This is a genomic window from Rhizobium sp. BK661 (assembly GCF_024808825.1).
Classification (GTDB): Bacteria; Pseudomonadota; Alphaproteobacteria; order Rhizobiales; family Rhizobiaceae; genus Rhizobium.
Window position 1 is genome coordinate 1 of record NZ_JANTYT010000016.1, and the last position, 12,971, is coordinate 12,971.

13 protein-coding genes and 1 pseudogene are annotated in these 12,971 nt (G+C 59.9%); 5 read left to right on the top strand and 9 right to left on the bottom strand.

Going from position 1 to position 12,971, the window contains the following annotated elements:
* Nucleotides 1–138, top strand: a pseudogene (locus FHX16_RS24045) (HlyD family type I secretion periplasmic adaptor subunit); the annotation flags it as partial.
* A gap of 499 nt (nt 139–637) precedes the next feature.
* On the top strand, nt 638–1,303 hold the full coding sequence (locus tag FHX16_RS24050; RefSeq protein ID WP_183756560.1) for a response regulator transcription factor: 666 nt from the start codon (nt 638–640) through the stop codon (nt 1,301–1,303).
* 21 nt (nt 1,304–1,324) lie between these two features.
* On the opposite strand, the gene FHX16_RS24055 is transcribed toward FHX16_RS24050, so the two are convergent.
* Nucleotides 1,325–2,227, bottom strand: coding sequence for a DMT family transporter (locus FHX16_RS24055; protein WP_259130746.1), 903 nt, complete (start codon nt 2,225–2,227; stop codon nt 1,325–1,327).
* Nucleotides 2,228–2,483: 256 nt separating this feature from the next.
* Between FHX16_RS24055 and FHX16_RS24060 the strand changes: the two genes are divergently transcribed.
* The gene (locus tag FHX16_RS24060) at nt 2,484–3,458 is read left to right on the top strand and encodes a sterol desaturase family protein (RefSeq protein WP_183864835.1); all 975 of its coding nucleotides are present in this window, start codon (nt 2,484–2,486) and stop codon (nt 3,456–3,458) included.
* Between the two features lie 110 nt (nt 3,459–3,568).
* Here the strand turns inward: FHX16_RS24060 and FHX16_RS24065 are convergent, their stop codons facing one another.
* Nucleotides 3,569–4,348: a response regulator transcription factor gene (locus tag FHX16_RS24065; protein WP_183864834.1), complete on the bottom strand. Its 780-nt coding sequence runs from the start codon at nt 4,346–4,348 to the stop codon at nt 3,569–3,571.
* Between the two features lie 702 nt (nt 4,349–5,050).
* On the opposite strand from FHX16_RS24065, the gene FHX16_RS24070 reads away from it, so the two are divergent.
* Nucleotides 5,051–5,863, top strand: a complete 813-nt coding sequence (locus FHX16_RS24070; protein WP_183756556.1) for a TIM barrel protein — start codon at nt 5,051–5,053, stop codon at nt 5,861–5,863.
* A 15-nt stretch (nt 5,864–5,878) separates the two neighbouring features.
* Here the strand turns inward: FHX16_RS24070 and cobM are convergent, their stop codons facing one another.
* Both cobM and cbiE read right to left on the bottom strand, forming a co-directional pair.
* Nucleotides 5,879–6,637: a precorrin-4 C(11)-methyltransferase gene (gene cobM / locus FHX16_RS24075; protein ID WP_259130750.1), complete on the bottom strand. Its 759-nt coding sequence runs from the start codon at nt 6,635–6,637 to the stop codon at nt 5,879–5,881.
* 13 nt (nt 6,638–6,650) lie between these two features.
* Complete coding sequence (gene cbiE / locus FHX16_RS24080) at nt 6,651–7,880, bottom strand: precorrin-6y C5,15-methyltransferase (decarboxylating) subunit CbiE (protein WP_259130752.1); 1,230 nt, start codon at nt 7,878–7,880, stop codon at nt 6,651–6,653.
* On the opposite strand from cbiE, the gene FHX16_RS24085 reads away from it, so the two are divergent.
* The gene (locus FHX16_RS24085; protein ID WP_183756553.1) at nt 7,879–8,649 is read left to right on the top strand and encodes a cobalt-precorrin-6A reductase; all 771 of its coding nucleotides are present in this window, start codon (nt 7,879–7,881) and stop codon (nt 8,647–8,649) included. The two genes, cbiE and FHX16_RS24085, sit on opposite strands and share 2 nt — an antisense overlap.
* Here FHX16_RS24085 and FHX16_RS24090 read toward each other — a convergent pair.
* From FHX16_RS24090 to cobF, 5 genes are read right to left on the bottom strand one after another with little or no spacing between them, the layout of a single operon-like run.
* The gene (locus FHX16_RS24090; RefSeq protein ID WP_183756552.1) at nt 8,613–9,377 is read right to left on the bottom strand and encodes a precorrin-3B C(17)-methyltransferase; all 765 of its coding nucleotides are present in this window, start codon (nt 9,375–9,377) and stop codon (nt 8,613–8,615) included. The genes FHX16_RS24085 and FHX16_RS24090 overlap by 37 nt on opposite strands.
* Nucleotides 9,374–10,102 (bottom strand): precorrin-2 C(20)-methyltransferase, encoded by a 729-nt coding sequence (locus FHX16_RS24095; protein WP_259130755.1) that lies wholly within the window; start codon nt 10,100–10,102, stop codon nt 9,374–9,376. The genes FHX16_RS24090 and FHX16_RS24095 overlap by 4 nt, the downstream gene beginning before the upstream one ends.
* A complete protein-coding gene (locus tag FHX16_RS24100; RefSeq protein WP_183756550.1) occupies nt 10,099–10,731 on the bottom strand; it encodes a precorrin-8X methylmutase in 633 nt (210 codons plus the stop codon). Before FHX16_RS24100 ends, FHX16_RS24095 begins: the two co-directional genes overlap by 4 nt.
* 2 nt (nt 10,732–10,733) lie before the next feature.
* Nucleotides 10,734–12,104 carry a precorrin-3B synthase gene (gene cobG / locus FHX16_RS24105; RefSeq protein ID WP_183864830.1) on the bottom strand — a complete coding sequence of 457 codons (1,371 nt, stop codon included), beginning with the start codon at nt 12,102–12,104 and terminating at the stop codon, nt 10,734–10,736.
* A gap of 55 nt (nt 12,105–12,159) precedes the next feature.
* The gene (cobF, locus tag FHX16_RS24110) at nt 12,160–12,927 is read right to left on the bottom strand and encodes a precorrin-6A synthase (deacetylating) (protein WP_183864829.1); all 768 of its coding nucleotides are present in this window, start codon (nt 12,925–12,927) and stop codon (nt 12,160–12,162) included.
* Nucleotides 12,928–12,971 lie beyond the last annotated feature (44 nt).

Genomic DNA, 12,971 nt, shown 5'->3' on the forward strand with positions numbered 1-12,971 from the left:
CAGAACCTCCTCAAGGACAACAAGCTCATCCCCGGAATGCCCGTCGAGGTCTTCGTCCAGACCGCCGAGCGAACCGCCCTCTCATACCTCCTCAAACCATTCACAGACCAAATGATGAAGGCATTCAGAGAGGAATAGGGGCAAGCGCTGGCGTGACAACACAACACGGCTGAGTTGACCGGACCCCGCCGGTTCGACGTCCCAAATTCCGTTTCGGGGACCGGTACGCTTCAAGCGCAAGAGCTGGTTGCTCTGTGCAGTCTCCATATCGCGTCTGTATATACTCCTATCGGGGTAGGGTCCGGCAGAGATTGGCGATTTTGCAACGGTGCGGCGAGTGCTATTATTAGAGAGCTCTAAGGAATAGTCTCGACAGGCTACGGCATTCTTCGGGTTTTGGGTATACGCGTTGCCGCTGTCTCCATTGGCGTAAAACTTCGATTTTACGAAACGTCGTCTCAACCATTTCTAACGGATGGAAATGGTGTTCTTCGAGATAGCGCATATTTACTTCTGAAACATAATTTGTAGGAAGTGACACTATCCAGTAGTGCGCTAACTTAACTATTACTTAAGTATTAACTTCAAAATTGCATTGCGATGGGCTAGGGTAGTACTTGCAACGGGAGGGACTGGCATGGCGATTTCAGTAGCGTTCGTCGATGATCATCCTATACTACTCGAGGGATTGGTCAGTCTTTACTCGAACAAGGAAGATTTGGCGATCGTCGGCAAGGGCGAAAATGCCGTCGATGCGCTAAAGCTGGTCGAAGAACTTGATCCTGATGTGGTCGTGGTCGACCTGAGCATGCCGGGCGATGCGATTGCCGCAATCGAGATCATGTTGCAGCGCTACAAGCGCACCCGGATCATCGTATTCACGGCCAGCTCGAGCATCGAGACGGCAATTCAGGTCCTGGGTCTGGGGGTTTCCGGTTACGTGTTGAAAGGTAGCTCTGCCTCCGATCTGCACGAGGCCATCCGAACCGTCTACTCCGGCAACACCTTCATCACACCAGGATTTGCCACCAAGGTGATCATGTCGATGAAGACCGAGGCGCTGCGCCGCAAGACGCAGGTGCATCTCCGGCTGAGCGCCCGCGAGGAGCAAATTGTCGGCTATCTGATGCGCGGCAACACCAACCGTGAAATCGCGACCGGTCTGGATATCAGCGAGAAGACGGTCAAGCATTACATGACGGTCCTCATGCAGAAGCTTGATGCGCGAAACCGGCTCGAGGTGGTCTTGGCCGCTCAAAAGCTCAGCATGGCGCACGAGGCTAGCGCTCCGGCCTACAACTGACCAGGTCAGTGATGGGGACAGCTATGCCGTCAGGCGGCGCGTCGACAGGATCTGCCGACGCTCCCACCACACAAGCGTAAGGCTGGAGGCGACGATCAGCACGGCTCCTGTCACGACATTTGTGGTCGGGACCTCCGACCAGATGAGATATCCATAGAGAAACGCCCAGACGAGGCCGCTGTATTCCATCGGCGCAAGCGTCGAGGCCGGCGCATGGCGGAAGCCCTCATAGAGGAGATACTGCCCTGCAGCAGCGACGAAGCCGAGCCCGATCATAAGCACCCACCCGAAAAGATCCGGCGTTTTCCATAACCAGGGCAGCATCGCCCCGCAGGCGACAACGAACAGAAAGCTTGTCGCCAACATCTGATTGAGCGTGCTTTCAGTGCGGCTGACCAGGCGGACGAGCACGGTGCTCCACGCCCAGCAGAAACCCGCGAAGATCACCATGGCCGCAGGCGCGAGGCTTGGCGCTTCAGCAGGATTGGCGGCAAGAAGAACGCCCGCGAAGCCTCCCATGCATGCCAGCCAGCGCATCGGTCCGACGTTTTCCTTAAGCACCAGGATGGACAGAAACACCACCATGATGGGGGCCGAGAAATACATCGTTGTAATCTCGGCAAGGCCGAGATGGCGCGCCGCCGAATAATAGGCCATCCAGGCGGCAAGCATCAGCCCTGCGCGCAGCAGCAGCGATTTCCGGTGCGGACTCTTCAGTATCGAGGGATGCCGCAGCCGGCGCACCAGGATGCCGGAAATCGCAACGATCATGATGCTGCGCATCAACAGGATCTGCGGAACGGCGTAGTCTGCGACCAGCCACTTCACGATGGCATCCTGTATGGCAAAAAGCGAATAGCCGGCGCAGGCAAGTGCAATGCCGAGGAGCGGGCTTGTGGATGGGTCGGAGGATCTTGATTGCATCGACTTGCGAGGGTACAGGGTGTGACTGACGGCGACGCCTATCAGGAAGCAGGCTGGGTTACAATTACGATATCTGACGTTGCAAAATCGCGCTTCACGGCATCGGACCACTTGGCCCAGCGTTTCAAGGCTTGGGCCCGGATACACCATATCCTGCGTGTGACCATCTGACACAAAGTTCCCTTTGGCCCTTGGCGGATGGCGAAATTTGCGATGTAACATGCGCTTCAGATTTTGAGAGTCAGGGTGACTTGAGATGACTGAGGGCAAGTCGCAGCTATACATCGCGACGTCATGGGCTCTTTGGCCATGGCTTTTTGTCGGGGGACTGGTCGGGGCCGGATGGGCCTTTTCGACAGGCGCTCCGTTGTTGTGGTTCAACGTGGTCTATCTCACGATCGTCGCCCTCATCGCCGGCTTCGAGCGGCTCATGCCCTATGAACGGCAATGGCTGAAGCGCGATGGCGAAGCCCTCAACGACATTGCCCACACCTTGCTCAGCAAAGGCGGCGTACAGATCGCAGCGGCGATCGGCGCATCGGCGCCAATGGCGGTTGCGACGGTGCTGCAACCGTCGCTGAGCTCTCCCCTGGCCATATGGCCGCATCAATGGCCCCTCGCCCTGCAGGTTGTGCTCGGATTGACGATCGCGGAATTCGGCCTCTACGTCGCCCATCGCGCCGCGCACGAAATTCTTTCCCTGTGGCGCTTCCATGCGCTCCATCACAGTGTCGAACGCCTGTGGGTCGTCAATACGGGCCGCTTTCATATCGTCGACTCGCTCTTCAAAATCGCGCTTAGCCAACTTCCGCTTTACCTGATGGGCGCTCCCTTACCGGTCTTTCTCTGGATCGGCGCGGTGACGGCGTTCATTGGCCTTCTGACCCACTGCAACATGGATGTGACCACTGGACCGCTAGACTGGGTCTTCAGCACGCCGCGCTTGCACCGCTGGCACCATTCGAAGGTGCTTGCCGAAGGAAATACGAACTACGGTGAGAACCTTGTCCTTTGGGATCAGATCTTCGGGACATACTTTAATCCGCCACGCAGACCGCCTGTGGACATCGGCATCAGTGGTCGCGTTGCCGAAGGATTTCTGGGGCAACTCGTCCAGCCGTTTTCGGCCAAGGGTTTCAGGCAGATATTGGGTCGTCGGCACGACCGGCCAGTCCCTGTCATGACTGCAAACGAGCAGCAGAGCCACAGTGAGGTTGGTAACGCGCCCTGATGGTTCCGGAGGGAGCGATGGTGGCGATGCTGCAGACGGCGGCAGTCTCGACTGCGCGCCATCTGTAGAGGTCTTACTGTTGATGTAGACAAAAACGAGCAGAAAAAGAGCTATTCGGCTGCGGTGCTCCAACGACCGTCGTTCTGGAACATGTCGTTGAGCTTGTAGGCGACTTCCGTCCGGTTGGTTGCCTTGAGCTTCTTCATGATGTTCCGGATGTGGACCTTCACCGTGCTCTCGCGCAGATTGAGTTCATAGGCGATGATCTTGTTCGCCTTGCCCTTGCGAAGCGCCTGCACGACCTCGGCTTGTCTCAGCGTAAAGATGCGCGTGAGCTCCTTCGGCCGCTGTGGTTCCGGCATCTTCTCGACACTCGCTGTGGCGACCGGCGCAGAAAACGCGTGACCGGCGAGAATGAAGGTGCCACCTGCGATCGCCAGGGCGATGGCCTCGACACATACCTCGATGCCGACTGAAGTCGGAATGAAGCCGCGTGCGCCGTACTCGAGCATTTTCAAGGTCTGGCTAAGGTCGTCACCATCGGCCAGAATGACCACCGGAGCCGGTGCCACTTCTTCGGTAATGTTTGCGATTTCTTCGGACAGTGCGGCGTCATTTGCCTTGCGCCCGGCGATATTGAGAAGTACAGCGCCAACGGGCCGGCAATGGTCCTTCTTCCTCCGCCAATCCGCGATCGAGCCAACGGCGACAGCGGCCATGCCCAGTCCATTCGCCATCAATGTCGTCGCAAGGCATTCACGCTCGAGTGTCCTTGCGTCGATGATCAGCAGGCACTTGTCGTCCTGCGCACCGGCTGACATTGCCGTTGTGGGCCGAAGGCCACTCAATGCTATTCTCCCATTCTCAAATTCCGGGTGTACGTAATTCATACTAGCCTCATACCCCTAGATGCGCGACATGGTTCGCAGCAAGTATTGAAATACTTGAACGGCAGTTACATGAACGCTTTGATGATCCCCAATAGTCAGTCTAAAAGTAGAAACTTGCCTCCAGCGCTATCACGGAACTGTGAATGCCGCATTTCTACTTTATTAAGAAACTACATACTCATTTACTAATACGCAATACAAAAATATTTCCAAAGGTTAACGGCAAAAATTCCAACAAATAAATTTCTACCTAGCAAGAGGTAATTCTGAAATTGCATTTCACTATACTCCCGCAATAGCAGTCTACGCCGAACGGCTAGCTAATCAACAGGAATAAAATTTCTGAAAAATGTTACGAGATCGTCCGCGAAGACATGAAGCTACGCCTAAAGATCGCGTTTTAAAGGCACCTATGCTTTCAGTTGCGGTCGAACGTTCTACAAAGAACGAAGTTGTTTCCGGATATACAGCAAGTCGGTCGACTTCATTATTGACCATAGGTCACCGCTTCCAGCGACATCAAGGTCCGGCAGTCCATCGCTCGTCGTGAGGCTTTTCTTGCATCGAAGTATTGTTTTCTCGCAGGAATGAAATGCCAAAGTCCTGGTAGGGAGATGGATCAGCGCACGAATCCCGTTAGAAGGTCAACCGGTCGGGCCGCCAGGTGCGGTGTTCGACCGGCACATTTGGGAGGAGACTGACATGGCGCAACTTCATTTCGCGCTCAATCACATGGTGGCGCCACAACTTTCTGTCCAGGATTTCTTTGGGCTCGCAACGTCGCTCGATGTCGATGCCGTCGAGATCCGCAATGACCTTGCCGGCAACGCCATTCTTGACGGCACGTCGCCAGACGCCGTTGCGAAGGCTGCGCGGGAGCATCGGCTGACGATCCTGTCGATCAACGCGCTGCAACGGTTCAACGACTGGAGCCTCGAGCGCAAGGACGAGGCGAAGGACCTGATCGGTTATGCCAGGGACTGCGGCGCCAGGGCACTGGTGCTCGTCCCGAAGAACGACGGAACCGGGCGGGCCGACGGCGAGCGCCAGGAGAATCTGCGCCGGTCGCTGATCGAATTGAAACCATTGCTTGATGCGGCTGAGATCATCGGGCTGGTCGAGCCGCTGGGTTTCGAGATTTGCTCACTCCGGTCAAAGGCGGAGGCGGCTGCTGTGATCGATGCGCTCGAGGCGCGATCGACGTTCCGGCTGGTCCATGACACGTTCCACCATCATCTCGCCGGCGAGGACAGGCTGTTTGCAGAGCTGACAGGCCTGGTGCACATTTCCGGCGTCATTGACCCCTCTGTTTCGCGGTCAGACATGCGCGATCCGCACCGTGTCCTGGTGGACGGGGAAGACCGGCTGGACAATCTGGGACAGATCAAGGCCCTGCTTGCAGCCGGCTACCAGGGACGATTTTCGTTCGAGCCCTTCGCGGCAGAAGTTCACGGGCTCGAGGACCCGTCGAGCTCGCTTCGCGCCAGCATGGACTTCCTCTCGTCGAGCGTTTGACGAGAGCCCCCTCCCCTACTCCCGACCGCGAAAGCGCCTTTGATACGAGACGTCATAGAGCGCGCTTTCGCGGAAGTCGGTGATGTCGAACGACGGACCGACGAAAATGATCGCCGTGCGTTCGACCGGGGTTTCAGCAAACTTTGCCTCGATGTCGCCGAGCGTGCCGCGGATGACCATTTCGTCGGGCCAGGATGCCTTGGCGACAATGGCGACGGGACAGGCGGCGCCATAAATCGGGGTCAGCTCTTTCACAACGCGATCAAGCGCGTGAATGGCGAGATGGATTGCGAGCGTGGCCCCGGTCGCCCCGAACTTCTCAAGGGTTTCTCCGGCCGGCATTGGCGATGCGCGTCCGGAGACGCGCGTCAGCACGAGGCTTTGCGCCAATGCCGGGATCGTCAGTTCTCGACCAAGTGTGGCGGCCGCGGCTGCAAAGGAAGGAACGCCCGGCGTCATTGTATAGTCGATCTCGTGTCTCTGCAGCCGACGGATCTGCTCGGCAACAGCACTCCATACGGATAGATCTCCCGAGTGCAGCCGAGCCACATCGTGGCCGGCCGCCGAGGCGGCAACGTACTCCGCTTCTATTTCATCCAGCGACATAGGGGCGGTATCGATGATGCGGGCGTCCGGCGGGCAATATTGCAGCAGCTCGGGCGAGACGATCGAACCGGCATAGAGACAGACCGCGCAGGATGCGATGAGATCGCGACCACGGACCGTGATCAGGTCGGCGGCGCCCGGTCCAGCGCCAATAAAATGAACCGTCATCTCTTTTTCCTTACTACTTTGTCCAGCGCCACTGCGTGACGGGCATGGCGGGCCGCCAGCCGTTCATTTCGCCGATCGGCGCTACGCGCGCGATATCGATCCGCGTCAGGCAACCGCCATGTTGCCTGTGGAGTGAAAGAAGCAGTGCCTCCATCTCCAGGGTGACCGCGTTGGCGACAAGCCGGCCGCCGGGTTTCAGAGCGCCGATCGCGGTCTCCATGACACCGGCCCCACTCCCTCCGCCGCCGACGAAAATCGCATCGGGTTCCGGCAGGCCCCCAAGCGCCACAGGTGCTGCGCCTTCGACGATCGACAGTCCCGGAACGCCGAAGGCAAGCGCATTGCGCGCAACCCTTGCCGCCCGTTCGGCAGACTGCTCGATAGCGATTGCCCGCAGCGACGGGTTGGCGAGCATCCACTCGATGCCGATCGAACCGGACCCTGCGCCAACGTCCCAAAGCAATTCGCCATGCCGTGGGGCAAGTGCTGACAGCGTGAGGGCCCGTACCTCCTTTTTGGTGATCTGGCCATCATGCTCGAAAAGGCTGTCGTCGAGACCAGGCGTGAAGGCAAGCTGCCGGGCCCCCTCCCCTGCCACCACCTCGATGGCACAGACGTTCAACGGGTTGACGTCAGAAAGATCGAAATCGTCGGCAATCACGCTCCGCTGCCGTTCATGCTGTCCACCAATCGCCTCGAGAAGATGAAGCCGCGACAGGCCGAAACCAAGATCGCGCAGCATCTTGGCCAGGCGGAGCGGCGTCTCGCCATCAGAGGTCAATGCGATGATCCGTCTGTCGTGATGGAGATGCGGCAAAAGCAGCTCCAAAGGGCGTCCATGCAGGGAAAGGCATGTGGCCCCCTGCAGCGGCCATCCGAGGCGGGCGGCAGCGAGGCTGAATGAGGACGGTGCGGGAATGGTTCGGATCTCGCCGGCGCCGATCGATCGGGACAGGGTTGCCCCTATCCCGTAAAGAAACGGATCTCCGGAGCCGAGGACGACAACTGGCATTCCACGGCGCGCGATGACCGCCTCGATTGACCGTTGGAATGGACTTTCCCAGGCCAGCTTAGTGCCGTTGATGATTGGCGAAGCCAGTTCAAGATGCCGTGTGCCGCCGAAGACGATGGTCGCAGCTGATATCAGCGTCTTTGCTTCGTCACCGAGCCCGGCTGGACCATCCTCGCCGATACCGATAATAGTCAGCCAGCGTTCAGCCGGAGCAAAAGACACGTCAGACATGGAAAAGGCCCGTATCCTGATACTGGGTGGCACGGGGGATGCGCGGATCCTGGCGCAGGCGCTTGCCGCGACCGGAGCATACGAGATTTTGCTGTCCTTGGCTGGCCGTACCGAGAAACCGGTGAGCCAGGCCGTACCTGTCCGCATGGGTGGCTTTGGTGGCGCGGAAGGATTGGCCAGCTTTCTCGCCACAGGTAAGTTTGATCTTTTGATCGACGCAACGCACCCCTTCGCCACGCGGATATCGAAGAACGCCGGTGAGGCGTCCAAGGCGGCCGGCATACCCGCTCTCGCTTTGCGTCGGCCGGAATGGAGCGAGGAACTCGACGACCGGTGGACACATGTTGCGTCTATCGCAGACGCGATCGATGCGCTTGGCCCCTCCCCTCGCCGTGCCTTTCTGGCTATTGGTCGCCAGGAGGCGCAGTTGGCGGAAGCAAAGCCCCATCATTTCTATCTCGTGAGAAGTGTCGATCCCGTTGATCCGCCGCTCGCCCTGCCTGCTGTCGAGCTGATCCTCGATCGCGGCCCCTACGTGGTGGAGGACGAGGTAGCGCTTCTGAAGGCCAACCGTATTGATGCGGTTGTCACCAAGAACAGCGGGGGATCGGCGACATACGCCAAGATCGTCGCCGCCCGTGCGCTCGGCATCGAGGTCATCATGGTCAGGCGGGCTGAGAGCGCTGACATGCAGGCGCTTGCCACGGTGGAACTGATGCTCTCGGCGGTCGATCACCTCTTTGCTCCTTCCAGGAAGCGGGGTGTGTAGACGAGATCCGGTCTGCCGTTGCGGGCGATGACACGGGTCTCCTGCGAGCCGATGATCACGCAGGTCGCCATGTCGGCGATGTCGGCGTTAGCGTCCTGAAGCGGTTGAACGGTGATGCTTTCATCGGGCCTGCCAGCTGCCCTTCCGAAAATCACCGGTGTCGTCGGCGGCAGGATGGGGCGGAGGAGCTCGAGCGCCCGGCCGAGCTGCCAGGGACGGGCTTTGCTAATCGGATTGTAGAGAGCGATGACGAAGCCTGCCCGCGCCACCGTTTCAAGCCTATTTTCTATTATATTCCAAGGCTTTAGATTATCAGACAGGGAGATCGCGCAAAAGTCGTGGCCAAGCGGCGCGCCGACGCGCGCGGCGACCGCTAGCATAGCTGTGATGCCCGGCAGGATGACAAGATCGATGTCGCGCCAGCTGGCCGGCCCATTGTCGACAGCCTCACAGACGGCGGCAGCCATTGCAAACACGCCGGGATCGCCGCCTGACACGACGCAGACGTTGGCGCCGTCGGCAGCGGCCTTCAGGGCCTCGGTGGCGCGGTCAAGTTCCTGACGATTGTCCGATGCGCGCCGACGCTGGTCCGGCCTCAGTTCAAGTCGATCGAGATAGGGACCATAGCCATAGAAATCCGTTGCCTCCGAAACGGCAGCGCGCGATTCCGGTGTCATCTGCTCGGGGTTGCCCGGGCCCGTGCCGATTACGAAAAGCTTGCCCGTCATCGCCGTGTTTCCCAACCCGGCACCAGCACCAGCGAAAAATACGGCGCTTCGCCGTCGGGCCGGTCTGCCAGTTTCGTCATTGCCGCATTGGCCATCGTCCCGCGTTCAACGTAGACCGCGTCCGGAAGGCGCCCGGACGCCTCCAACGCACGGCGGATCTTCGGAAGGTTCCGTCCGACCTTCATGATCACCGCCGCCTGGGTGTCAGAAAGCCTGCGCCGCAGCTCCCCCTCCTCCATTGTACCAGGCAGTACGGATAGCACGTCGTCCCCCTGCACGATCGGCAGGCCGGCAAGCGACCAGCATCCGGACATGGCGCTGATGCCGGGTATGACCTCTGTCGGGTAGCGGCTCGCGAGGCGGACGTGGAGATGCATGTAGGAGCCGTAAAACAGCGGGTCGCCCTCGCTAAGGACGGCAACGGTCCGACCGACGTCGAGATGATCGGCGACCGCGGCGGCCGACTCGTCATAGAAGGACGTGATCTGGTTGCGGTAGGACTCGTGCGAGGTCTCGATCTCGGTCGTGACCGGATAATAGAGAGGCAGCAGGATCTTGTCGCCAAGCAGGTGCTCGACGATGGCCTTGCCGTTGCCGCCCCTGCCCCGCTTGGCAAAATAGGCAACGACCTTGGCGGCATCGATCGCCTTGATGGCCTTGACGGTCAGAAGTTCGGGATCTCCCGGTCCGGTTCCGACACCGATGAGACGGCCAGTACCGGTCATAGGCCAGGCCTCGCCAGAGCGTTGATGGCAGCGGCAGTCATGGCGCTGCCGCCGAGGCGACCACGTACGATTGCAAAGGGCACGCCGTAGGCGTTATCGGCAAGTGCATCCTTCGATTCCGCGGCACCGACAAAACCAACGGGCATGCCGATGATCGCAGCCGGCTTAGGCGCGCCGTCTCGCAGCAATTCGAGGAGGTGGAACAGGGCCGTTGGAGCATTGCCGATCGCCACAACGCTGCCTGCGAGGCGGTCCAGCCAGAGGTGGAGTGCGGCGGCTGAACGCGTGTTACCGGTCTGGTTCGCAAGGCCTGGCGTTCGTGGATCATGCAATGTGCAGATCACATCGTTGTGGGCGGGCAGGCGGGTGCGGGTGATGCCATGGGCAACCATTTCGGCGTCGCAAAAGATCGGCGCCCCGTCCTGAAGGGCCATGCGTGCAGCCTTTACCACGCCAGGCGAGAACAGGAAGCTGTCGGCAGCCTGGACAAGGCCGCATGCGTGAATCATGCGAACGGCAACATCGGCCTCCTCTGTCGAGAACCGCGACAGGTCGGCTTCACTGCGAATGATTGCGAATGATCGCTCGTAGATGGTGTCGCCACTCTTAATGTAGTCGTAGTCTGGCATGTCTATTCCTGTCGCAACGCCCGGATGACGGCAGCCTTTCCTGCCCTTGAAAGGCAGGACCTAGCCGATTCGCCAGCACGTCTCTCGTTTTTGATGAAGCGAGCGATGTTCTCTATAGCGGATTCGGCGCCGCCGCTAGCGATCTGTGCGTCCGGGGCGTCGAGCGGGGTGCCATCAAGCATCAGGCGATAGCCGTCTTCGGAGCCGACAAGGGTGAGGGCGCGCGAACGAAGGGCGCATCCTTTGGCGCAGCCGGAGAAATGGACGACCATGGAGCCATCGAGGAGATCGGCCGACGTCGCAACGATCGCTTCGGCGAGCGTCCTTGTACTGTAATGGCCGCAGGCGCAGGCGCCGGCACCCGCGCAAGCAGCAATGTGGGAGGAGGGGTCATGGCTGTCGGCAGAAAGACCGTGATCTGCAGCGGAGCCGGCAATCGCCAGGGCTGCGTCAGCCCGAAGGCCGGTGAGGAGCAGGACCCGACCGGGGGCGAGCCTGACCTCGCCGGCACCGATCGCCTCCGCACGGCTAAAGAAGGCAAGCAGCTGATCGGCCCGGATCTGTCCAAAGCGTGGCCTGAGACCGACAGCGAGCGACCCGTCGGCAAGCGGAAAGCAGCCTGTCAGGGATATGTCGGATCTATCCCGGTCGACAAGATGCTGGGCAGGCATCAACGGGAACATCGACTGAAGCGTCAGCCGTGGAATGTCGCGACATCGCCTGTGGCGACCAAGAGAGATCAGCAGGTCAAGAAGATCGGCGACAGCACGCACGCAGGCCTCGGCATCGCCTGTCAGAAGCGGGATCGCGGTCTTGCCATTGCCGTCGATGGCAAGTTGCCAGTTGTCCGGCGAGACTGCCATAATCCTGATATCGGCGAACAGGGGTGAGATCCCGTCGCCACCGCCGCCGTCGAGCAGAACAGAGAGTTTCGGGGCGATTAGGGGTGAGGCGAGCTGCGCAGAAAGCCTTGCCCTCAGCATCGTCTCGACCGGAGCGGGATTTCCGATTTCTTTTGGCGCGAGCCCATGAAGTGGCGACAGCTCGATCGCCGGACCACCGGGGATCAGAAGGCCCGCAGCTTCGGCCTCGTTTGCAAATTGGGTGGCGGTTTCCCCGCGAAGGCCGCGCACCTGCAGGCTGCCGCGTGAGGTGATTTCCAGAAGACCGTTTCCAAGGCGTTCAGCCGCTTCGGCCAGGAGCGAGAACTGCCTCAACGAAAGGGTTCCTGCAACTGGCCTCAAACGAGCGAGCAGACCATCGCCGGTTTGCATCGGCTCGAAAAGCGTGGGGCAGGCGCCGCGCCGGATCCCATGCGGGTGCGCATTCCCGGGGCTTTCTTCCTCCAGCTGTCGGTGCGTCGTCATCATCATATTGCCTCGGCCACGTCCTTACATGATCGGACCGTGGAGCAAAACCGGGATCTGGTCAAAGATCGTCGAAGTCCTGCCCCTTGCGCAACAGATAGATGTCCATGATCCAGCCGTGGCGTGCACGCGCTTCTGCCCTGGACCTGACAATGTCGTCTGCGACATCCGCCAGTCGCCCGGCATGGGTGATTTCGTCGGGGGTTCCGAGGTAGGCGCCCCAGAAGATTTCGGCCTCCGGATCGTCGATCTTCGAGAAGGCAAGCTCGCCGTCGAGCATGACAACCGTGGTGTCCGCCTGGTTTCCGAACTGGGCGAGGCGGCGGCCGGTGGTGATTTCGACTGGCTTGCCGACAAGGTTGAGGGGGATGCGATGGCTGGCCGCGAGCGCCTGCATGCTGGTGATCCCCGGAATGACGGAGACATCGAATTCGACCGTCTGGAGCGAGTAGGCGCGCTCGAGAATGCGGATCGTGCTGTCGTAGAGACTTGGATCGCCCCAGACTAGAAATGCGCCGACAGCGGTTTGTGGCAACGCCGCGATCAGTTTGGTGTAGACCTCGGCGAGGGCTCCGTGCCAGTCGTCAACGCTCTCCAGATAGGCCTGCCCTGTGGTGAGCCGTTGGGGCACGGCAAATTCCACGATGGCGGTGGTGCCATTGGTGAGGTAGCGGCTGCAGATCTCGCGACGGACCGCGGCAAGCCCGTCCTTTGCGGCTCCCTTGGTGGGGATGAAGATCGTATGGGCACGGTTCATGGCGTTGATCGCCTGTACCGTCACATGCTCGGGGTTACCCGTTCCTATGCCGATGATCTCGATATGTCGCACGGCGCCTTCCTTTGCTGAACCAGGTCCTTCTGGCCGATTGCCAG